This window comes from Pseudomonas sp. CFBP13528 (genome assembly GCF_005233615.1).
Taxonomy (GTDB): domain Bacteria; phylum Pseudomonadota; class Gammaproteobacteria; order Pseudomonadales; family Pseudomonadaceae; genus Aquipseudomonas; species Aquipseudomonas fluorescens_AM.
On record NZ_QGAJ01000005.1, the window covers coordinates 270,125 to 291,301 of the forward strand.

Genomic DNA, 21,177 nt, shown 5'->3' on the forward strand with positions numbered 1-21,177 from the left:
TCCCCCGCCTGATTGCGTAGGAGTTTTCCGTGAAACCTGTCGACACCCTCTACTTGCTGGGACTGGCCGCCATCTGGGGTGCGAGTTTCCTGTTCATGCGCATCATCGCGCCGGAAATCGGCACCGTGCCGACCGCGTTTTTTCGCGTATCGATCGCTGCCGCCGGCCTGTTGGTGATTCTTGCACTGATGCGCGTGAGCTGGGATTTCCAGGGCAAGTTCAAGACCGTCCTGCTGTTGGGCGTGATCAACTCCGGAATTCCGGCAACCATGTACTCGGTGGCGGCCCAGGTATTGCCGGCGGGTTATTCAGCGATCTTCAACGCCACCACCCCCTTGATGGGCGTGCTGATTGGCGGGCTGTTCTTCAGTGAACGCCTGACACCGTCGAAAATCGCGGGTGTAGCCTTGGGGCTGTTTGGCGTAGCCGTGCTCACGCGTGCGGGGCCGGTGGCATTTGACATGGAATTGTTGATGGGCGCGATGGCGTGCCTACTGGCGACCACCTGCTATGGCTTTGCCGGTTTTCTGGCACGGCGCTGGCTGGATCAACGCGGCGGTTTGGACAGCCGCCTGTCGGCCTTGGGCAGCATGCTCGGCGCCACCTTGTTCTTGCTGCCGTTGTTTGCCTACAGCGCCATCAGCCAGCCACCGGTGAGCTGGGGTGGGTGGCAGGTGTGGATGTCGTTGCTGGGGTTGGGCCTGGTGTGTACGGCCTTTGCCTACATTCTGTACTTTCGCCTGCTGTCATCCATCGGGCCGGTCAAATCGATGACCGTGACCTTCATGATCCCGCCGTTCGGCGTGTTGTGGGGCGCGCTGTGGCTGGATGAGCCGCTGTCCATGGCTCACCTCTACGGTGGGGTGCTGATTGCAGGGGCGCTGTGGCTGGTGCTGCGGCCACACAACAGTAGGCGCGAGCCACGAGCAGCCTGAATGCACGCGCGGCTCCCGGATACTTAAGGCCATGGAGGCGTTTTCATTCCGTCGAGCCGGACCGCTCGCTATAATGCCGGCCGTTTTTTTCGAAGGACTTCACATGACTGCTCTGCCCTGGCTGTACCTCACGCTGCTTTCCATTGGCTATGTCCTGGCCTTGAGCTACGGCCAACTGGGCGTGCTGGCGGCGGTCTCAGTGGCGCTGTTGCTGGTGGCCGGGTATGCCGTACGCCAGCAACGCAACCCTTGGGCACGCTACCTGGGTCACGGCTTGTTTATCGTCCTGGCCCTGGGCCTGGCGATGCATTGGCTGCCGGGTTTCCATAATGGCCGCGGCATTGCGCCCCAGCGCTTCACTCCGGACGCCGTGCCGTTCTCGATGTACCTGAACCAGGACAAACCCCTGATCGGCTTCTGGTTATTGCTGGCCTGCCCATGGACCGTGGCGCGGCGTTCATTGCGCCTGTCGATCTGCGTCACGGCCCTGGCACTCACCCTGACCGCCATCGCCGCGCTGGGTGGCGCAGCCCTGCTTGGGATAATCAGTTGGGCGCCGAAGTGGCCGGACCAGGCGTGGTTATGGGTGTTGAACAACCTGCTGCTGGTGACGCTGGTGGAAGAGGCGCTGTTTCGTGGCTATATCCAGGGTGGCCTGAGCCAACGCTTCAAACACCTGCCCTACGGCGACAACCTCGCGCTGCTGCTGGCCTCGCTTATATTCGGCCTCGTGCATTATGGCGCCGGTTGGCACTGGGTGCTGCTGGCGAGCATTGCCGGTGTCGGTTACGGCCTGGCGTATCGGTTTGGCGGGCTCGGCGCAGCGATTGCCACGCACTTTGGCTTGAATCTGCTTCACTTCGGCCTGTTCACCTACCCGATGCTGGCCAGCTGAACCTTCCTGACGGTAGGAGGGAGCTGGATTGTTGCAAAAATAAGTTAAATAAACGCCCGCCATGGCCGATAACCCGTGAAAGCCTTGCGGATTGAACAATCATGCGTAATAACCAACCCGTTACCCAGCGCGAACGTACCTTCCCCGCTCAGCAACGGTTGATCTCCACCACAGACGCCAAGGGCGTGATTACCTACTGCAACGACGCCTTTGTCGAAATCAGTGGGTTCACCCGCGACGAACTGACCCGTGCCCCGCACAACCTGGTGCGTCACCCGGATGTTCCGGCGGCGGTGTTCGCGCATATGTGGTCGACGCTCAAACAAGGCTTGCCATGGATGGGCATTGTCAAGAATCGCTGCAAGACCGGTGATCACTACTGGGTTAACGCCTATGTGACGCCGGTTTTCGACGGCAACCAGGTGATCGGTTACGAATCGGTGCGCATCAAGCCCACCGCCGAGCAGATCCGCCGGGCCGAAGCGCTCTATCAACGCATCAACCAGGGCAAGTCGGCCGTTCCCCAGCGGGACAAGTGGCTGCCGGTGCTGCAAGACTGGCTGCCGTTTATCCTGGTCAGCCAGTTGAGTTTCATGATCGGCGCCACCCTCACGTCCCAATGGGGCTTTGCCTTGGCGGCAGGGCTGTCGGTGCCGTTGGGCCTGCTCGGCCTGAGCTGGCAGCAGCGCGGCCTCAAGCGTTTGCTGCGCCTGGCCGAGCAGACCACCTCCGACCCGCTGATCGCGCAGATGTACACCGACAGCCGTGGCGCCCAGGCGCGCCTGGAGATGTCGATCCTCAGCCAGGAAGCGCGTCTGAAGACCTGCCTCACCCGCCTGCAGGACACCGCCGAACACCTCAACGACCAGGCGGCGCAATCCAACACCCTGGCGCACAACAGCTCCAGCGGCCTGGAGCGCCAACGCGTGGAGACCGAACAAGTGGCCACGGCGGTCAACCAGATGGCGGCGACCACCCAGGAAGTCGCAAGCCACGTGCAGCGCACGGCGGATGCCACCCAGGAAGCCAATCGCCTGACCGGTCGCGGCCGCGATATCGCCGGGGAAACCCGCGAGGCGATCCAGCGCCTGTCGGTGGCGGTGGGCGAGACCGGTGTCACCGTCACGCAATTGGCCAAGGACAGCGATGAAATCGGCGGCGTGGTGGATGTGATCAAGGGCATTGCCGACCAGACCAACCTGCTGGCGCTCAATGCCGCTATCGAAGCCGCGCGTGCCGGTGAGATGGGCCGTGGGTTTGCGGTGGTGGCCGATGAAGTGCGCCAGTTGGCGCAACGCACCGCCGAGTCGACCGGACAGATTCATACCCTGATCGCCAAGCTGCAAAGCACCGCGGCCGCAGCCGTGCAAACCATGGACGCCGGGCATCGCCAGGCCGAAGAGGGTGTAGCGCGGGTGATGGAAGCGGATCAGGCGCTGGTGGGCATCAGTGAGGCGGTAGCCAATATTACCGACATGACCACTCAGATCGCCGCCGCCACCGAAGAGCAAAGCGCGGTTGCAGAAGAGATCAGCCGCAATATCAGCACCATTGCGCTGTTGGCGGACCAGACCTCGGAGCAGGCGATGAACTCGGCGCAGTTGAGTGAAGAGCTGACGCATACCGCCAATACCCAGTACTCGCTGGTGGAGCGTTTCAACCGCTAGACCGCTATCGGGGGCAAGCCCCCTCCCACACTCGACCGAGTTCCAAGGTTGGAATGAGGTCAACATGTGGGAGGGGGCTTGCCCCCGATAGGTCCCTAACAGGCACCCAGAAACTCAGCCACGCGCACCGCAGCCGCCTCCAGATGCTGCTCATGGGTAAACCCCGACGCCTTCAGCGGCTTCAAGTCATGATCCCCCGCCACCAACCACATCACCTCGATGCTCGGCGACAACGCATACCCCTCCACCGCCGCCCGATTACCCAATGCATCCCGCTCGCCCTGCACAATCAGCGTCGGCGTCGTAAGCGCAGCCAAATGCTCGACCCTGGGCTTCTCCGGCTTACCCGCCGCATAGAACGGATACCCCAGGCACACCAACCCGGCGGCGCCCAGCTCATCGGCCAATAGACTGGCCATGCGCCCGCCCATGGATTTGCCGCCAATCGCCAGTTTCCCAGCGACATGACGTCGCACCTCTGCATACACCTCACGCCAGCATTCCAACAGTTTCGGCGCCGGATTCGGCGGTCGCTTGCCGCCGTCCGCGCGGCGCTGGGCCATGTAGGGAAACTCGAAGCGCACCACGTTCACACCATGCCCGGCAAGGCGCGCAGCCATGTCGTTCATGAATGCCGAGTCCATCGGCGCACCGGCGCCGTGGGCCAGGATCAAGGTGACAGGCTGGCCCGAGCGGGTGCCCGTGGCGACATCCCACAGCCAGCCGCGTTCACGCACACAGTGCGCCCATTGATCCCCGTCAATACTGGCCTTGTGCTCTTTGCCCATGCTTGCCTCGCTTTTTAGTCTGCCTATAACTCCAGCCCAAGTGCCGCATCTGCTTGGGTTGAACCGTGGATGGGGAACCATGAACACTACTTTAAGTACCGCCTATAACTACAAGGTGGTCCGCCAATTCGCCATTATGACGGTGGTGTGGGGCATCGTCGGCATGGGGCTCGGGGTTTTTCTCGCGGCCCAATTGGTTTGGCCTGCGCTCAACTTCGATTTGCCCTGGACCAGCTTCGGTCGCCTGCGCCCGCTGCACACCAACGCGGTCATCTTCGCCTTCGGCGGCTGCGCGCTGTTCGCCAGCTCCTTCTACTCGGTGCAGCGCACCTGCCAGACAACGCTGTTCGCACCGAAAATCGCCGCGTTTTGCTTCTGGGGCTGGCAACTGGTCATCCTGCTGGCTGCAATCTCCCTGCCGCTGGGCTACACCAGTTCCAAGGAATACGCCGAGCTGGAATGGCCGATCGACATCCTGATCACCATCGTCTGGGTCGCCTATGCCGTCGTGTTCTTCGGCACGATCATGAAGCGCAACACCAAGCATATCTATGTGGGCAACTGGTTTTTCGGTGCATTCATCATCACCGTGGCGATCCTGCATATCGTCAACAACCTGGAAATCCCGGTCAGCCTGACCAAGTCCTACTCGCTGTACGGCGGGGCGACGGATGCCATGGTGCAGTGGTGGTACGGCCATAACGCTGTGGGCTTTTTCCTCACCGCAGGCTTTCTCGGGATGATGTACTACTTCGTGCCCAAGCAGGCCGAACGCCCGGTGTATTCCTATCGCTTGTCCATCGTGCACTTCTGGGCGCTGATCACCCTGTATATCTGGGCCGGCCCTCATCACTTGCACTACACCGCGCTGCCGGATTGGGCGCAGTCGTTGGGCATGGTGATGTCATTGGTGCTGCTGGCCCCGAGCTGGGGCGGCATGATCAACGGCATGATGACGCTGTCGGGCGCCTGGCATAAGTTGCGCAGCGACCCGATCCTGCGCTTTCTGGTGGTGTCCCTGGCGTTCTACGGCATGTCGACCTTCGAGGGCCCGATGATGGCGATCAAGACCGTCAACGCCCTCTCCCACTACACCGACTGGACCATCGGCCACGTACACGCCGGCGCACTCGGTTGGGTGGCGATGATTTCCATCGGCGCGCTGTACCACATGATCCCGAAAGTCTTCGGTCGCGAGCAGATGTACAGCCTCGGCCTGATCAACGCGCACTTCTGGCTGGCCACCATCGGCACCGTGCTCTACATCGCCTCGATGTGGGTCAACGGCATTGCCCAGGGCCTGATGTGGCGTGCGGTCAACGAAGACGGCACCTTGACCTACTCCTTCGTCGAAACCCTGGTGGCCAGTCACCCAGGCTTCATCGTGCGGCTGGTGGGCGGTGCGGTGTTCCTCAGCGGCATGTTGCTGATGGCTTACAACACCTGGCGCACCGTGCGTTCGGTGCAGCCTGTCGAAGCTGTCCCTGTCGCGCAGCTGGCCTGAGGAGTCTGTGATGAAACACGAAACGATTGAAAAGAACGTTGGCCTGCTGATGCTGCTGATGGTGCTCGCCGTGAGCATCGGTGGCCTGACCCAGATCGTCCCGCTGTTCTTCCAGGACGTGACCAACAAGCCGGTCGAAGGCATGAAGCCCTACACCGCGTTGCAACTGGAGGGCCGCGACATCTACATCCGTGAAGGCTGCGTGCAGTGTCACTCGCAGATGATCCGCCCGTTCCGCGCCGAGACCGAGCGCTACGGTCACTACTCGGTGGCGGGCGAAAGCGTGTGGGACCACCCGTTCCTGTGGGGTTCCAAGCGCACCGGGCCGGACTTGGCCCGCGTCGGCGCACGCTACTCGGACGATTGGCACCGCGCGCACCTGTACAACCCGCGCAACGTGGTACCGGAGTCGAAAATGCCGGCTTATCCGTGGCTGGTCACCGCCGCCGTCGACAGCAGCCACACCGAGACCAAGTTGAAGGTGATGCGCACCCTCGGCGTGCCGTACACCGACGATGACATCACGGGCGCGGTCGCCAGCCTCAAGGGCAAGACCGAGATGGACGCACTGGTTTCCTACCTGCAAGTACTCGGTACTGCCATCAAGAGCAAGAGGTGAGCCATGGGATTTGAATTCGATGCGGGCACCATCCGCGGCCTCGGCACGCTGGTGGTCGCCATCGCCTTTATCGGCCTGTCGCTGTGGGTGTTCAACAACCGGCGCACTGCGGAATTCGAGCAGGCGCGCCTGCTGCCCTTCGCCGATGAACCTTCTCCATCCGACGCTCAAGAAGAGCCTGCAATAAGGAGCACTCGGCCATGACCCTGTTTTGGAGTACATGGATCTGCGTACTGACCCTCGGCAGCCTGATCGGCCTGACCTGGCTCTTGATCGGTACCCGCAAGGGCGAGACCAAGGGCAGCGTCGACCAGACCATGGGCCACGCCTTCGACGGTATCGAGGAATACGACAACCCGCTGCCCCAGTGGTGGTTCATGCTGTTCGCCGGCACCCTGGTGTTTGCGGTCGGCTACCTGATCCTCTACCCGGGCCTGGGCAACTGGAAAGGCGTGTTGCCGGGCTATGAAGACGGCTGGACGTCGGCCAAGGAGTGGGACAAGGAGATGGCCAAGGCCGACACCAAGTTCGGGCCGATCTTCGCCAAATTCTCGGCCATGCCGGTGGAAGAAGTGGCGAAGGATCCGCAAGCCTTGAAGATGGGCGGTCGCCTGTTCGCGTCCAACTGCGCGGTGTGCCACGGCTCGGATGCCAAGGGCGCGTATGGCTTCCCCAACCTGGCGGACAACAATTGGCGCTGGGGCGGTTCGGCCGAAGCGATCAAGGCCACCATCATGGGCGGTCGTCACGCGGCGATGCCGGCCTGGGGTGAAGTACTGGGCGAGGATGGGGTGAAGAATGTCGCCGCCTATGTACGCCACGACCTGGCCAAGCTGCCCTTGCCCGCCGACAGCACTGCCGACCTCGTGGCGGGCCAGGCCACGTTCAACACCACCTGCGTGGCCTGTCACGGTCCGCAAGGCCACGGCGTGGAAGCCATGGGTGCGCCAAACCTGACCGAGCCAGCCGGGTTTATCTACGGCACCAGCCTGGCGCAATTGCAGCAGACCATTCGCCATGGCCGTCAGGGCCAGATGCCGGCGCAGGAAGCGCTGCAAGGCAATGACAAAGTGCATCTGCTGGCGGCCTATGTGTATAGCCTGACCCATTAGCACTTGTAGGAGCGAGCTTGCTCGCGAAGCACGTAAACACAACGCGATAGACCAGACTGACCGCGTTACCGTTGACGTTTTTCGCGAGCAAGCTCGCTCCTACAGTGTTGCGACATTCGCGACCAAGTGTCACACCCCTTCAAAACCCAACTGTCCCCTCCTCGCTTTCGGGTCTACGCTTGTTCCTGCAGTGGGCCAATCCTGGCGTACGCGACGGTATCCGTTGCGCCCTCGAAAATTCCTGTCCACTCGATCAGCTTTCGATTTCTGACTTTATCCTTACACACAACATGGAAAGGGCGCAGAATCTGGCGTGGAACGCCTTGATACAGGTCAGTCATTGCGTTGCAATGGCCCCTCGCTTTCTACATACTTGCGGCCGATTTTACCTATAAAAATACTTAAACCGTGGAACCTTAGAATGAGCACAGCAATCAGTCCGACTGCTTATAACTATAAGGTGGTTCGCCAGTTCGCCATCATGACGGTGGTCTGGGGGATCCTTGGCATGGGGCTCGGGGTGTTCATCGCCTCGCAACTGGTCTGGCCGCAATTGAATTTCGACCTGCCCTGGACGACCTTCGGCCGCCTGCGCCCGCTGCACACCAACCTGGTGATCTTCGCCTTCGGTGGCTGTGCGTTGTTTGCCACCTCCTATTACGTCGTGCAGCGTACCTGCCAGACGCGCCTGATCTCCGATGGCCTCGCCGCCTTCACCTTCTGGGGCTGGCAGGCGGTCATCGTCGGCGCCATCATCAGCCTGCCCCTGGGCTACACCACCACCAAGGAATACGCCGAGCTGGAATGGCCGATCGCCATTTTGCTCGCCATTGTGTGGGTGACCTATGCCGTGGTGTTCTTTGGCACCATCGTCAAGCGCAAGACCAAGCACATCTATGTCGGCAACTGGTTCTACGGGGCGTTTATCCTGGTCACGGCGATGCTGCACATCGTCAACCACGCGTCTTTGCCGGTGAACCTGTTCAAGTCCTATTCGGCCTACTCCGGCGCGACCGATGCGATGATTCAATGGTGGTACGGGCATAACGCCGTCGGCTTTTTCCTGACCACCGGTTTCCTCGGAATGATGTATTACTTCGTGCCGAAACAGGCCGAACGTCCGATCTACTCCTATCGCCTGTCCATCGTGCACTTCTGGGCGCTGATCACCCTGTACATCTGGGCCGGTCCTCACCACCTGCACTACACCGCGCTGCCGGACTGGGCACAGTCCCTGGGCATGGCGATGTCGATCATCCTGCTGGCGCCGAGCTGGGGCGGCATGATCAACGGCATGATGACCCTCTCGGGCGCCTGGCATAAGCTGCGCACCGACCCGATCCTGCGCTTTCTGGTGGTATCGCTGGCGTTCTACGGCATGTCGACCTTCGAAGGCCCGATGATGGCGATCAAGACCGTCAACTCGCTGTCCCACTACACCGACTGGACCATCGGCCACGTACACGCAGGGGCTCTGGGCTGGGTGGCGATGATTTCCATCGGCGCGCTGTATCACATGATCCCCAAGCTGTTCGGCCGCGCACAGATGCACAGCGTCGGGCTGATCAACACCCACTTCTGGCTGGCCACTATCGGCACCGTGCTCTACATCGCCTCGATGTGGGTCAACGGCATCACCCAGGGCCTGATGTGGCGTGCGATCAATGATGACGGCACCCTCACGTATTCCTTCGTCGAAGCGCTGCAAGCCAGCCATCCGGGCTATATCGTCCGTGCCCTGGGCGGTGCGTTCTTTGCCGCCGGCATGCTGTTCATGGCCTACAACGTCTGGCGCACCGTGCGTGCTTCGGACCCTGTAGAAGCCGAAGCCGCCGCCAAGATCGCCGTTGTGGGAGCCCACTGATGAAGCATGAAGTCGTCGAGAAGAATATCGGCCTGCTGGCCTTCTTCATGGTCATCGCCGTGAGCATCGGCGGCCTGACCCAGATCGTCCCGCTGTTTTTCCAGGACGTGACCAACAAGCCGGTCGAAGGCATGAAGCCGCGCACCGCCCTCGAACTGGAAGGCCGCGACGTCTACATCGCCAACGGTTGCGTGGGCTGCCATTCGCAGATGATCCGCCCGTTCCGTGCCGAAACCGAACGCTATGGCCATTACTCGGTTGCCGGGGAAAGCGTGTGGGACCACCCGTTCCTGTGGGGTTCCAAACGTACCGGCCCGGATTTGGCCCGTGTCGGCGGGCGTTACTCCGATGACTGGCAGCGCGCGCACCTGTACAACCCGCGCAACGTGGTGCCCGAGTCGAAAATGCCGGCGTACCCGTTCCTCGTGGAAAACAAGCTCGACGGCAAGGACACCGCGAAGAAGATGGAAGTCTTGCGCACCCTGGGCGTGCCCTACACCGACGAAGACATCGCCGGAGCAGCCGCAGCCGTGAAGGGCAAGACCGAAATGGACGCATTGGTGGCCTACCTGCAAGGCCTTGGCACCCTCATCAAAAGCAAACGGTGACCGGCATGGATATCGGGATGATTCGCGGCCTGGGCACCGTTGTGGTGATGGTGGCCTTTATAGGCCTGGCGCTGTGGGTGTTCAGCCCACGGCGCAAATCGGAATTCGACGACGCGACCATGCTGCCCTTTGCAGATGATCCCGAAGCCATCAAGCACGTCGAGCAAGCGTCTAGGAGTAACAAAGAATGACTACGTTCTGGAGTCTGTACGTCACAGTCCTCAGTCTGGGTACCATCTTCGCCCTGACCTGGCTGCTGCTGTCGACCCGCAAGGGCCAGCGCGCCGAGCAGACGGACGAGACCGTTGGCCACTCGTTCGACGGTATCGAGGAATACGACAACCCGCTGCCCAAATGGTGGTTCATGCTGTTTGTCGGCACCATCGTCTTCGCCCTCGGCTACCTGGTGCTGTACCCGGGCCTGGGCAACTGGAAAGGCCTGCTGCCGGGCTACAACTACCTCGACAACGACAAGCAAACCGCGTTTGCCAATGGCCAGACCGGCTGGACCGGCGTGCACGAATGGGAAAAGGAAATGGCCAGGTCAGAGGCCAAGTTCGGGCCGATCTTCGCCAAATTCGCGTCGATGCCGATTGAAGAGGTCGCCAAGGACCCGCAAGCCTTGAAGATGGGCGGCCGGCTGTTTGCCTCCAACTGCTCGGTGTGCCACGGCTCCGACGCCAAGGGCGCCTACGGCTTCCCCAACCTGACCGACGCCGACTGGCGCTGGGGCGGCGAACCGGAAACCATCAAGCAAACCATCATGCAAGGCCGCCACGCGGTGATGCCAGGCTGGGCCGAAGTCATCGGCGAGCAAGGTGTGGCTGACGTAGCGGGTTTTGTCGTGACCCAGCTTGACGGCCGAAAACTGCCCGAAGGCGCCAAGGCCGACGTAGCCAACGGTGAGAAACTCTTCGCCGCCAACTGCGTGGCCTGCCACGGCCCGGCCGGTAAAGGCACTCCCGCCATGGGCGCGCCGGACCTGACGCATCCGGGTGCGTTCATCTACGGCTCGAGCTATGCCCAGTTGCAGCAGACCATTCGCTATGGTCGCCAGGGCCAGATGCCCGCGCAGGAGCAACTGCAAGGCAATGACAAGGTGCATTTGCTGGCGGCGTACGTGTACAGCTTGTCGCAGAAGCAGGACTAGGTTTCAAGCGGCAAGCGGCAAGAGAAAAGCCCCGTCTGCGTTCGCTGACGGGGCTTTTTTCGTTCCAGATGCACAGACAAGCGAATGACGCCCCCCCCTTGTAGCTTGCAGCTTGCAGCTTGTAGCTTGCAGCTTGCAACCACGACGTAGTAACGTAACTACATTAACACCATTCATTGGGAGGCGCCCATGACCATCACGACCATTTCCAGCCGCGAATTCAACCAGGACACAAGTGGTGCCAAAAAAGCCGCGCGCAACGGCCCGGTTTTTATCACCGATCGCGGCAAGCCCGCCCATGTGCTGCTAAGCATTGAGGACTACCAGAAACTCACAGGTCTGAATGCCGACATCGTTGACCTGCTGGTGATGCCGGAAGCGGCCGATATCGACTTCGAAACCGAACGTGCCGTGATCATTCATCGACCCGTGGACCTTTCTTGATGTATCTACTCGACACCAACGTTATTTCCGAACTTCGTAAACCCCAGGCGGATGCAAACGTAGTCGCCTGGGCCAAAAGCGTGATAGCGCCGCGTATGTTTATCTCGGCGATCACGCTGAAGGAACTGGAAACCGGCGTTCTGCGCATTGAGCGGCGAGACCCGGCCCAGGGGAGGGTATTGCGTACCTGGCTCAAACGTCATGTGATGCCCGCTTTCGACGCCAGAATCCTACCCGTAGACGCTGCAGTTGCACTGCGCTGTGCCCACTTACATGTTCCAGACCGAGCCAATGAAAGTGATGCGCTGATCGCCGCTACTGCGCTGGTTCATGGCCTTACTGTGGTCACCCGCAACGTCAGCGACTTCAAATCCAGCGGCGTTGCGCTGATCAATCCATGGGACGAATGACCGTCCTGCGAGCAAAAACCGGCCATACTTAACAAGTCAATTGATCCAGGTCACTTACACCATCAATTGATTTGCCCCAACGCGACCAAAGGTCGCACCCTTTGCGCAGCATCGGGGGCGTATCATTAGGCCACTGCAACACCCTTAATTTGACCGCGGTTGGCACGTACTGGCCGAGGCAAATCTCCACCGCCGTGGGATGCAATGATGAGCAACCAGATACCGGTACATGACGTTACCCCGCCTGCCAAAAGCGTCGACCTCTATGCTTCGCGAGAGAAAATCTACACCCGCGCCTTCACCGGGCTGTTCCGCAATCTGCGCATGCTCGGTGGCGCCGGCCTGTTCCTGCTTTACTTCGGCACCGTGTGGCTGAACTGGGGCGGCCACCAGGCGGTGTGGTGGAACCTGCCGGAGCGTAAGTTCTTCATTTTTGGCGCAACGTTCTGGCCCCAGGATTTCATCCTGCTCTCGGGCATTCTCATCGTTGCAGCCTTTGGGCTGTTTTTCATTACCGTGTACGCCGGCCGCGTGTGGTGCGGTTATACCTGCCCGCAAAGCGTGTGGACGTGGATCTTCATGTGGTGCGAAAAGGTCACCGAAGGCGACCGCAACCAGCGCATCAAGCTCGACAAGGCGCCCATGGGCGCCAACAAATTCCTGCGCAAGTTCAGCAAGCACACGCTGTGGCTGCTGATCGGTTTTGTCACCGGTATGACCTTCGTCGGCTACTTCTCGCCGATCCGCGAACTGGTATTGGACTTCTTCACCGGCCAGGCCGACGGCTGGTCGTACTTCTGGGTGGGCTTCTTCACCCTCGCCACCTATGGCAACGCCGGCTGGCTGCGCGAACAGGTGTGCATCTACATGTGCCCGTATGCGCGTTTCCAGAGTGTGATGTTCGACAAGGACACCCTGATCGTTTCCTATGACCCGCGGCGTGGCGAAGTGCGCGGCCCGCGTAAAAAGGGCGTCGACTACAAGGCCCAGGGCCTGGGCGACTGCATCGATTGCACCATGTGCGTGCAGGTATGCCCCACCGGTATCGATATCCGCGACGGCCTGCAGATCGAGTGCATCGGCTGCGCCGCCTGTATCGATGCCTGCGATAACATCATGGACAAGATGGACTACCCACGCGGCCTGATCAGCTACACCACCGAGCACAATCTGTCCGGCCAGAAGACCCATAAGTTGCGCCCACGGCTGATCGGCTACGCGCTGGTGCTGCTGGCGATGATCGGCTTGCTGGTTGGCGCATTCTTCATGCGCTCACTGGTGGGCTTCGACGTCAGCAAGGACCGCGTGCTGTACCGCGAGAACGCTGAAGGCCGCATCGAAAACGTCTACAGCCTGAAGATCATGAACAAGGACCAGCACGACCACACCTACGTGCTCGACGCCGCCGGCCTGCCCGACCTCAAGCTGCAAGGCCGGCGCGAAATCAAGGTGGCCGCCGGCGATATCGTCAGCATGCCGGTGGAGTTGTCGAGTGCGCCGGAGCAACTGCCGTCAAGCACCAACGAGGTGACTTTCATCCTCGAAGACGCCGACGACACCAGCGTTCATATTGAAGCCAAGAGCCGATTCATCGGCCCACAAGTTCGTTAGACAGGGAACACAAGAATGCCCGCAACCACTGCTGCAAGCCCCTGGTACAAGCACCTCTGGCCCTGGATCATCATCGCGATCCTGGCCTGCTCGGTGACGCTGACCTTGTCCATGGTGACCATCGCGGTCAACAACCCGGACAACCTGGTCAACGACAACTACTACGAGGCCGGCAAAGGCATCAACCGCTCCCTGGACCGTGAACGCCTGGCCCAGGCCCTCCAATTGCGCGGCAAGCTGCACCTGGATGAATTGACCGGTGAAGTCGAACTGCGCCTGACCGGCAACAGCAACCCGAACACGCTGGAACTGAACCTGATCTCCCCGACCCAGCCAGAGAAGGATCGCAAGATCAACCTGACTCGCAGCGACAACGAACCCGGTCGCTACATCGGCCAGGTCACCGACCAGGTCGAGGGCCGCCGCTTCGTCGAATTGCTCGGCGTGGAAGGCGACAAGACCTGGCGTCTGTTCGAAGAAGAAGAGGTCAGCCACGACAAGGACTTGCTGCTCGGAGACGAACCGTTGCAGGGTGCCGAAGACCTGAAGAAGTAAAAGATCGCGCTTCGCGCATCGCGGGCAAGCCCGCTCCCCCATTGGAACGCGTACTCCTGTGGGAACGTGCTTGCCCGCGATGAGGCCCTTCCAGCCACCAAAGATCCCGAACATGACCACCCCCTGCTACCACTGCGCCCTGCCCGTCCCCGCCGGCAGCCGGTTCACCAGCGAAATCCTCGGCGAACGTCGCGAGCTCTGCTGTCCGGGTTGCCAGGCGGTGGCCGAGGCGATTGTGGCCGGCGGGCTGGAAAGCTATTACCGGCACCGCAGCGAAGCCTCGGCCAACCCCGAGGCGCTTCCGGTGCAACTGATCGATGAATTGGCGCTGTACGACCGCGCCGATGTGCAAAAGCCATTCGTGCGCCACACGGGCGAACTCGCTGAAATCACCTTGCTCATGGAAGGCATCAGCTGCGCGGCCTGTGGCTGGTTGATCGAGAAACATCTGCGCGGCCTGCCCGCCGTGGCCGAGGCACGGCTGAACCTGTCCAACCACCGCCTGCACGTGCGCTGGGCCAGCGGACAGTTGCCGTTGAGCCAGGTGCTCAGTGAGCTGCGCCATATCGGTTATGCCGCCCATCCCTATCAAGCTGACCGTGCCGCCGAACAACTGGCCGGTGAGAATCGCCTGGCCCTGCGCCAACTGGGTGTTGCCGGGTTACTGTGGTTCCAGGCCATGATGGCGACCATGGCCACCTGGCCGGAATTCAATATCGACCTCAGCCCCGAGCTGCATGTGATCCTGCGCTGGGTCGCGCTGTTTCTCACAACCCCTATCGTGTTCTACAGCTGTGCGCCATTTTTCAAAGGGGCGTTGCGCGATCTGCGCACACGCCACCTGACCATGGACGTGTCGGTGTCCCTGGCCATTGGCGGGGCTTACCTGGCGGGGATCTGGACTGCAATCACCGGCGTGGGTGAGCTGTACTTCGACGCGGTCGGCATGTTCGCACTGTTCCTGCTGGCCGGGCGCTACCTGGAACGGCGTGCCCGCGAACGTACCGCCGCCGCCACCGCGCAGTTGGTCAACCTGCTGCCCGCCTCGTGCCTGCGCCTGAGCGCGGACGGGCAGAGCGAACGCATCCTGCTGGGCGAGCTGGCCGTGGGCGACCGGGTGCTGGTGCATCCTGGCGCGGTGCTGCCAGCGGACGGAGTGATTGTCGAAGGTCAGTCCAGCGTCGACGAATCCCTGCTCACCGGCGAATACTTGCCGCAGCCCCGGCATGTCGGTGATGCCGTCACCGCCGGCACCCTCAATGTGGAAGGCGCGCTGAGCGTCCAGGTGCGCGCCCTCGGCCACGACACGCGCCTGTCTGCCATCGTGCGCCTGCTGGAGCGCGCCCAGGCCGAGAAACCGCGCCTGGCGCAGATCGCCGACCGCGCCGCACAGTGGTTTTTGCTGGCATCCCTGCTGGCGGCTGCGGTGATCGGCCTGGTGTGGTGGCAGCTGGATGCCTCACGGGCGTTCTGGATTGTCCTGGCCATGCTGGTAGCCACCTGCCCGTGCGCGTTGTCCCTGGCGACACCCACCGCCCTCACCGCCGCCACCGGCACCCTGCACAGCCTTGGTTTGCTGCTGACCCGCGGCCATGTGCTGGAGGGTCTGAACCAGATCGACACGGTGATTTTCGACAAGACCGGTACGCTCACCGAAGGGCGCCTGGCGTTGCGCGCCATCCGGCCCCTGGGCGAACTGGACAGCGACCAGTGCCTGGGCCTCGCCGCCGCACTGGAAAACCGCTCCGAACACCCGATTGCCCGCGCCTTTGGCCGAGCGCCGCTGGCGGCCCATGACGTATCAGGCACCCCCGGCCTCGGCCTGGAAGGACGTGTGGGCGAACGCCTGTTGCGCATCGGTCAACCCGGATTTGTCTGTGAACTCAGCGCCAGCCCGATCCCGGCGTCACCGGACGAAGCCGGGCAATGGCTGCTGCTGGGCGATCAACGCGGCGCACTCGCCTGGTTCGTCCTCGACGACCGCCTGCGCAGCGATGCACCTGCCCTGCTGGCTGCGTGCAAGGCGCGCGGCTGGCGCACATTGCTGCTGTCGGGAGACAGTTCGCCAATGGTCGCCAGCGTCGCTGCCGAGCTGGGCATCGATGAAGCCCACGGCGGCCTGCGTCCCGACGACAAGCTGCAGGTGCTGCAACGCCTGCATCGAGAAGGCCGCACGGTGCTGATGCTCGGCGACGGCGTCAACGATGTGCCCGTACTGGCCGCCGCGGACATCAGCGTGGCGATGGGCTCGGCCACCGACCTGGCAAAGACCAGCGCCGATGCGGTGCTGCTGTCCAACCGCCTGGAGGCGCTGGTGCAGGCGTTTACCCTGGCGCGGCGCACACGCCGGGTCATCATCGAAAACCTGCTGTGGGCCGGGCTGTACAATGGCCTGATGCTGCCGTTCGCCGCCCTGGGGTGGATCACCCCCATCTGGGCGGCGATCGGCATGTCCCTCAGTTCGTTGACAGTGGTGCTCAATGCCCTGCGCCTGACTCGCCTGCCGAGCGCGCCGGCCGCTGGCGCCCCCTTGATCAATCGCCCGCTGCCGGCTTGAGCCGCGCGGGCATGGAGTGCAGATGCCAGCTCTATACGTGATGATTCCGGCGGCGCTGCTGTTAGTGGGCGTGGCCATCTACATCTTCTTCTGGGCCGTGGACAGCGGCCAGTACGAAGACCTCGACGGACCGGCCCACAGTGTGCTGTTCGACGACCAGGACCCGAATCACCTGGCCGCCATCGACGAAGCCAACCGTGCCGAGCAACCGCCCAAAGAGCCGCCCCATGCTTGAGCTGGCGCCTTTGCTGGCCTCTGCGCTGATCCTCGGCCTGCTCGGCGGTGGCCATTGCCTGGGGATGTGCGGCGGGTTGATGGGCGCGCTGACCCTGGCGATTCCCAGGGAACAGCGCAGCCGTCGGTTTCGCCTGCTGCTGGCGTACAACCTGGGACGCATCCTCAGTTATGCCGCGGCGGGGTTGCTGATCGGCCTGGCCGGGTGGGCCGTGGCCAACAGCCCGGCGGCGATGTTCATGCGGGTGCTCGCCGGGCTGCTGCTGATCAGCATGGGCCTGTACCTGGCCGGCTGGTGGAGCGGCCTGACGCGTATCGAAAGCCTCGGTCGCGGCCTGTGGCGACATCTCCAGCCGATTGCCAACCGTTTGCTGCCGGTCTCCAGCCTGCCCCGCGCTTTACTGCTGGGCGCGCTGTGGGGCTGGTTGCCGTGCGGGTTGGTCTACAGCACCCTGCTATGGGCCGCGAGCCAGGGCAATGCGCTGGATAGCGCGCTGCTGATGCTGGCGTTCGGCCTGGGCACCTGGCCGGTATTGCTGGCGACCGGGCTGGCCGCCGAGCGCGTTACCGCGCTGTTGCGCAAGCGCAGCGTGCGCATGGCCGGTGGTCTGCTGGTGGTGCTGTTCGGGCTCTGGACCCTGCCCGGGCCGCACCAGCATTGGCTGATGGGGCATTGACCGGCCCTGTGGCATAGCGCCGCTCCTCGTTGATGCAAATCAACATGCCCTCCCCAACCTGCCCCTAGACTCGGCCCACCAGCCAAACCGGGGGACCGCCCGCATGCTCGACGCCATTCGTTGGGACACCGATCTGATTCACCGCTACGACCTGGCGGGGCCGCGCTACACGTCCTACCCCACGGCCGTCCAATTCGACAGCCAGGTCGGCACCTTCGACCTGCTCCATGCGCTGCGCGACAGTCGCAAAGCCACGCGGCCGTTGTCGCTGTACGTACACGTGCCGTTCTGCGCCAATATTTGTTACTACTGCGCCTGCAACAAGGTGATCACCAAGGACCGTGGCCGCGCCCAGGCCTATTTGCAACGCCTGATGCAGGAGATCCAGCAGGTGGCCTGCCACCTCGACCCGAAACAGCCGGTGGAGCAACTGCACCTGGGCGGCGGCACGCCGACCTTCCTCAGCCACGACGAGTTGCGCCAGGTGATGAAACACCTGCGCCAGCACTTCAATTTGCTCGAGGACGATTCGGGCGACTACGGCATCGAGATCGACCCTCGCGAAGCCGATTGGGCAACCATGGGCCTGCTGCGCGAACTGGGCTTCAACCGCGTCAGCATCGGCCTGCAAGACCTGGACCCCGAAGTGCAGCGTGCGGTCAATCGCCTGCAAAGCCTGGAGGAAACCCGCGCGGTGATCGACGCGGCGCGCACCCTGCAATTTCGCTCGATCAATATCGACCTGATCTATGGCCTGCCCAAGCAGTCACCGCTGAACTTTGCACGCACCGTGGAAGAAGTCATCCGCCTGCAACCCGACCGCCTGTCGGTATTCAACTACGCACACCTGCCAGAGCGTTTCATGCCCCAGCGGCGGATCAACACCGATGATCTGCCCTCGCCGGCAGAAAAACTGTTGATGCTGCAAACCACCATCGAACAACTGACCCAGGCCGGCTACCGCTATATCGGCATGGACCACTTTGCCCTGCCGGACGACGAACTGGCCGTCGCCCAGGAAGAAGGCAAGCTGCAACGCAACTTCCAGGGCTATACCACCCACGGGCACTGCGATCTGATTGGGTTAGGCGTGTCGGCGATCAGCCAGATCGGCGATTTGTACTGCCAGAACAGCAGTGACCTCAACGCGTACCAGAACGCCCTGGCGGGCGCGCAATTGGCGACCAGCCGAGGCTTGATCTGCACCACGGATGACCGTTTGCGGCGGGATGTGATCCAGCAATTGATCTGCAATTTCAGCCTGGGATTCGAGGGGATCGAACAGGCGTACAACATCGACTTTCGCGGTTATTTTGCCGAGCTGTGGCCGCAACTGGAGACGATGGCCACCGACGGTCTGATCGAGTTGGACGCCCAGGGCATTCGTGTACTGCCGGCCGGGCGTTTGTTGGTGCGTTCGGTGTGCATGGTGTTCGATGCCTACCTCGAGCACCAGAACCGGCAGCGTTTCTCGCGGGTAATCTGAAAATACCTATGCCATAGCCAGGGAGGCGGCCTTCATCGCATCGTCGCCACTGAGCCCCTTCATGGCCTTGCTCAAGGACGCCTGCGCCGTGACGAGGCTCGCGTTCAGCGCGGCAAGTGCCCCCTGCAGGTTATTGACCTTGACCCTGGCCTGCTCCGGAGAAAGGGTTTTATCGGCCATGACGGCGGCCAGTTCGGCCTGCTTTTCTGCAATCTGTTTCTTGATCTCGCGGATCATCTTCAAGACCTGCTGGACATCGTCGGGCAGGCCGCTTTCCTCGATATCGCTGTTGGATTTCCTGGTGTCACTGATCGCCAGCAAGGCAGCGCCGGAAAACGTCACTTTCACGCCTTCTTCCGTCTTGGTGCTGAGGGGCGCCGACGTGGCGTCCTTCAACTCTTTGGCAGCCGCAGCCGACTTCGCTTCCGCCACCAGATCTTTCGGCTCCGGCAGAGGCAGCGCGCTGAGGCTTGCCGAGGTATTTGCACCAATGGAAATCATGGGTCTGGCTCCAAATTCAAAGAGTATCGTTACTTTGTATCGGCCATGACACACGAACCTTTATACCCGTGAGGCTTTTTTGTACACGCTGGTCTCAGCCCCCCCAGTGCGTTACCCTTACGTCTTATGTGTGTTTTTCCCACAAGGATTTAAGAAATGTCCGAGCCAGTTAAACTGCGCGCTCACAGCCAGGCCCATTGCAAGGATTGCAGCCTGGCCCCCCTCTGCCTGCCACTTTCGCTGAATCTGGAAGACATGGATGCGCTGGACGACATCGTTAAACGCGGCCGCCCCCTGAAAAAAGGCGAGTTTCTGTTTCGCCAGGGTGACAAGTTCGATTCCGTTTATGCAGTCCGTTCAGGGGCGTTGAAGACGTTCAGCCTCAGCGACGGTGGCGAAGAGCAAATTACCGGTTTCCACCTGCCCAGCGAACTGGTCGGGCTGTCGGGGATGGACACCGACATGCATCCGGTCTCGGCTCAGGCACTGGAGACCACGTCGGTGTGCGAAATTCCTTTCGAGCGCCTCGATGAACTGGCCGTGCAGTTGCCACAGCTGCGCCGTCAGTTGATGCGCGTCATGAGCCGCGAGATTCGTGACGATCAACAGATGATGCTGCTGCTGTCGAAGAAAACCGCCGACGAGCGCATCGCAACCTTCCTGGTCAACCTGTCGGCGCGCTTTCGCGCCCGTGGGTTTTCAGCCAACCAGTTCCGCCTGAGCATGTCGCGCAATGAAATCGGCAATTACCTGGGCCTTGCGGTGGAAACCGTGTCCCGCGTATTTACCCGCTTCCAGCAGAACGCATTGATTGCCGCCGAGGGCAAGGAAGTGCACATCCTCGACCCCATCCAGTTGTGCGCGCTGGCCGGTGGTTCCCTGGAAGGGTGATCCGCGATCTGCGGCCGAGCGAACCGGCAAGGCCGCAGGTATACTTCGGGTCCGTTTTCCGCCCAGGACCCTTCGACGATGACTTTCGATTCGTTCGACATCAAATCCCTGATTCGCCCCGTCATCGACTTCCCCAAGCCTGGGGTGATCTTCCGTGACATCACGCCATTGTTCCAATCGCCCCGCGCCCTGCGCCTGGTCGCCGACAGCTTTGCCCAGCGTTATGTCGAAGCCGACTTCAGCCATATCGGCGCGATGGATGCCCGCGGCTTCCTGATCGGCTCGATCGTCGCCTACCAGCTCAACAAGCCACTGATCCTGTTTCGCAAGCAAGGCAAATTGCCGGCTGACGTCCTCGCCGAGGCTTATCAGACCGAATATGGCGAAGCGCTCCTCGAGGTCCATGCCGACAGCCTTTGCGAAGGTGACTCGGTGCTGATGTTCGATGACTTGATCGCCACCGGCGGCACCCTGATTGCCGCAGCGAACCTGGTGCGGCGCATGGGCGCGCAGATTTTTGAAGCGGCGGCGATTATCGATTTGCCGGAGCTGGGTGGGTCGCAGCGTTTGGAAGATATGGGCATTCCCACGTTCTGCCTGACGCAGTTCGGGTTGACCGAACGATAGTGTGTGTCAGGACGGGCCTCATCGGGCCGAGCCCCCTCCCAC

General features: G+C 61.9%; 23 protein-coding genes. 21 read left to right on the plus strand and 2 right to left on the minus strand.

Features of this window, described 5'->3' with window-relative positions; genetic code table 11:
• The first annotated feature begins 29 nt into the window (after window positions 1–29).
• The 3 genes from PspCFBP13528_RS13090 to PspCFBP13528_RS13100 all read left to right on the plus strand — a co-directional run bounded on the left by PspCFBP13528_RS13090 (window position 30) and on the right by PspCFBP13528_RS13100 (window position 3,497).
• A complete protein-coding gene (locus PspCFBP13528_RS13090; protein WP_065949774.1) occupies window positions 30–935 on the plus strand; it encodes a DMT family transporter in 906 nt (301 codons plus the stop codon).
• A 103-nt stretch (window positions 936–1,038) separates the two neighbouring features.
• On the plus strand, window positions 1,039–1,830 hold the full coding sequence (locus tag PspCFBP13528_RS13095) for a CPBP family intramembrane glutamic endopeptidase (protein ID WP_137200360.1): 792 nt from the start codon (window positions 1,039–1,041) through the stop codon (window positions 1,828–1,830).
• A gap of 101 nt (window positions 1,831–1,931) precedes the next feature.
• Window positions 1,932–3,497 carry a PAS domain-containing methyl-accepting chemotaxis protein gene (locus tag PspCFBP13528_RS13100; RefSeq protein WP_065949776.1) on the plus strand — a complete coding sequence of 522 codons (1,566 nt, stop codon included), beginning with the start codon at window positions 1,932–1,934 and terminating at the stop codon, window positions 3,495–3,497.
• Window positions 3,498–3,592: 95 nt separating this feature from the next.
• On the opposite strand, the gene PspCFBP13528_RS13105 is transcribed toward PspCFBP13528_RS13100, so the two are convergent.
• Complete coding sequence (locus PspCFBP13528_RS13105; protein ID WP_137200361.1) at window positions 3,593–4,285, minus strand: alpha/beta family hydrolase; 693 nt, start codon at window positions 4,283–4,285, stop codon at window positions 3,593–3,595.
• Between the two features lie 79 nt (window positions 4,286–4,364).
• Between PspCFBP13528_RS13105 and ccoN (PspCFBP13528_RS13110) the strand changes: the two genes are divergently transcribed.
• From ccoN (PspCFBP13528_RS13110) to hemN, 16 genes are all read left to right on the plus strand, one after another.
• Window positions 4,365–5,789, plus strand: a complete 1,425-nt coding sequence (gene ccoN / locus PspCFBP13528_RS13110) for a cytochrome-c oxidase, cbb3-type subunit I (RefSeq protein WP_065949778.1) — start codon at window positions 4,365–4,367, stop codon at window positions 5,787–5,789.
• A gap of 10 nt (window positions 5,790–5,799) precedes the next feature.
• Window positions 5,800–6,408, plus strand: a complete 609-nt coding sequence (ccoO, locus tag PspCFBP13528_RS13115; RefSeq protein WP_057721245.1) for a cytochrome-c oxidase, cbb3-type subunit II — start codon at window positions 5,800–5,802, stop codon at window positions 6,406–6,408.
• Window positions 6,409–6,411: 3 nt separating this feature from the next.
• On the plus strand, window positions 6,412–6,612 hold the full coding sequence (locus PspCFBP13528_RS13120; protein ID WP_065949779.1) for a cbb3-type cytochrome c oxidase subunit 3: 201 nt from the start codon (window positions 6,412–6,414) through the stop codon (window positions 6,610–6,612).
• Window positions 6,609–7,520 carry a cytochrome-c oxidase, cbb3-type subunit III gene (gene ccoP, locus PspCFBP13528_RS13125; RefSeq protein ID WP_065949780.1) on the plus strand — a complete coding sequence of 304 codons (912 nt, stop codon included), beginning with the start codon at window positions 6,609–6,611 and terminating at the stop codon, window positions 7,518–7,520. The genes PspCFBP13528_RS13120 and ccoP (PspCFBP13528_RS13125) overlap by 4 nt, the downstream gene beginning before the upstream one ends.
• 421 nt (window positions 7,521–7,941) lie before the next feature.
• Entirely contained in the window at window positions 7,942–9,384 is a 1,443-nt protein-coding gene (gene ccoN, locus PspCFBP13528_RS13130) for a cytochrome-c oxidase, cbb3-type subunit I (protein WP_101218414.1), read from the plus strand.
• Entirely contained in the window at window positions 9,384–9,992 is a 609-nt protein-coding gene (ccoO, locus tag PspCFBP13528_RS13135) for a cytochrome-c oxidase, cbb3-type subunit II (protein ID WP_025854274.1), read from the plus strand. The genes ccoN (PspCFBP13528_RS13130) and ccoO (PspCFBP13528_RS13135) overlap by 1 nt, the downstream gene beginning before the upstream one ends.
• Before the next feature lie 5 nt (window positions 9,993–9,997).
• A complete protein-coding gene (locus PspCFBP13528_RS13140) occupies window positions 9,998–10,183 on the plus strand; it encodes a CcoQ/FixQ family Cbb3-type cytochrome c oxidase assembly chaperone (protein ID WP_003193169.1) in 186 nt (61 codons plus the stop codon).
• Window positions 10,180–11,142 (plus strand): cytochrome-c oxidase, cbb3-type subunit III, encoded by a 963-nt coding sequence (ccoP, locus tag PspCFBP13528_RS13145; RefSeq protein WP_065949782.1) that lies wholly within the window; start codon window positions 10,180–10,182, stop codon window positions 11,140–11,142. Before PspCFBP13528_RS13140 ends, ccoP (PspCFBP13528_RS13145) begins: the two co-directional genes overlap by 4 nt.
• A 189-nt stretch (window positions 11,143–11,331) precedes the next feature.
• Window positions 11,332–11,586, plus strand: a complete 255-nt coding sequence (locus PspCFBP13528_RS13150) for a type II toxin-antitoxin system Phd/YefM family antitoxin (protein ID WP_043048997.1) — start codon at window positions 11,332–11,334, stop codon at window positions 11,584–11,586.
• Complete coding sequence (locus tag PspCFBP13528_RS13155) at window positions 11,586–11,996, plus strand: type II toxin-antitoxin system VapC family toxin (protein WP_065949783.1); 411 nt, start codon at window positions 11,586–11,588, stop codon at window positions 11,994–11,996. The genes PspCFBP13528_RS13150 and PspCFBP13528_RS13155 overlap by 1 nt, the downstream gene beginning before the upstream one ends.
• 207 nt (window positions 11,997–12,203) lie before the next feature.
• Complete coding sequence (gene ccoG, locus PspCFBP13528_RS13160; RefSeq protein WP_065949784.1) at window positions 12,204–13,607, plus strand: cytochrome c oxidase accessory protein CcoG; 1,404 nt, start codon at window positions 12,204–12,206, stop codon at window positions 13,605–13,607.
• 15 nt (window positions 13,608–13,622) lie between these two features.
• Complete coding sequence (locus tag PspCFBP13528_RS13165) at window positions 13,623–14,162, plus strand: FixH family protein (protein WP_065949785.1); 540 nt, start codon at window positions 13,623–13,625, stop codon at window positions 14,160–14,162.
• Between the two features lie 112 nt (window positions 14,163–14,274).
• Window positions 14,275–16,719 (plus strand): heavy metal translocating P-type ATPase, encoded by a 2,445-nt coding sequence (locus PspCFBP13528_RS13170; RefSeq protein ID WP_137200362.1) that lies wholly within the window; start codon window positions 14,275–14,277, stop codon window positions 16,717–16,719.
• Between the two features lie 22 nt (window positions 16,720–16,741).
• Window positions 16,742–16,954 carry a cbb3-type cytochrome oxidase assembly protein CcoS gene (gene ccoS, locus PspCFBP13528_RS13175; RefSeq protein ID WP_057721235.1) on the plus strand — a complete coding sequence of 71 codons (213 nt, stop codon included), beginning with the start codon at window positions 16,742–16,744 and terminating at the stop codon, window positions 16,952–16,954.
• Window positions 16,947–17,630: a sulfite exporter TauE/SafE family protein gene (locus tag PspCFBP13528_RS13180; protein WP_137200363.1), complete on the plus strand. Its 684-nt coding sequence runs from the start codon at window positions 16,947–16,949 to the stop codon at window positions 17,628–17,630. Before ccoS ends, PspCFBP13528_RS13180 begins: the two co-directional genes overlap by 8 nt.
• A 103-nt stretch (window positions 17,631–17,733) precedes the next feature.
• Window positions 17,734–19,116, plus strand: a complete 1,383-nt coding sequence (gene hemN / locus PspCFBP13528_RS13185) for an oxygen-independent coproporphyrinogen III oxidase (protein WP_137200364.1) — start codon at window positions 17,734–17,736, stop codon at window positions 19,114–19,116.
• Window positions 19,117–19,122: 6 nt separating this feature from the next.
• Here hemN and PspCFBP13528_RS13190 read toward each other — a convergent pair whose 3' ends face one another.
• The gene (locus tag PspCFBP13528_RS13190) at window positions 19,123–19,617 is read right to left on the minus strand and encodes a hypothetical protein (protein ID WP_065949789.1); all 495 of its coding nucleotides are present in this window, start codon (window positions 19,615–19,617) and stop codon (window positions 19,123–19,125) included.
• Window positions 19,618–19,773: 156 nt separating this feature from the next.
• Between PspCFBP13528_RS13190 and fnr the strand changes: the two genes are divergently transcribed.
• Window positions 19,774–20,508 (plus strand): fumarate/nitrate reduction transcriptional regulator Fnr, encoded by a 735-nt coding sequence (fnr, locus tag PspCFBP13528_RS13195; protein ID WP_065949790.1) that lies wholly within the window; start codon window positions 19,774–19,776, stop codon window positions 20,506–20,508.
• A gap of 78 nt (window positions 20,509–20,586) precedes the next feature.
• The gene (locus tag PspCFBP13528_RS13200; protein ID WP_065887882.1) at window positions 20,587–21,135 is read left to right on the plus strand and encodes an adenine phosphoribosyltransferase; all 549 of its coding nucleotides are present in this window, start codon (window positions 20,587–20,589) and stop codon (window positions 21,133–21,135) included.
• Window positions 21,136–21,177 lie beyond the last annotated feature (42 nt).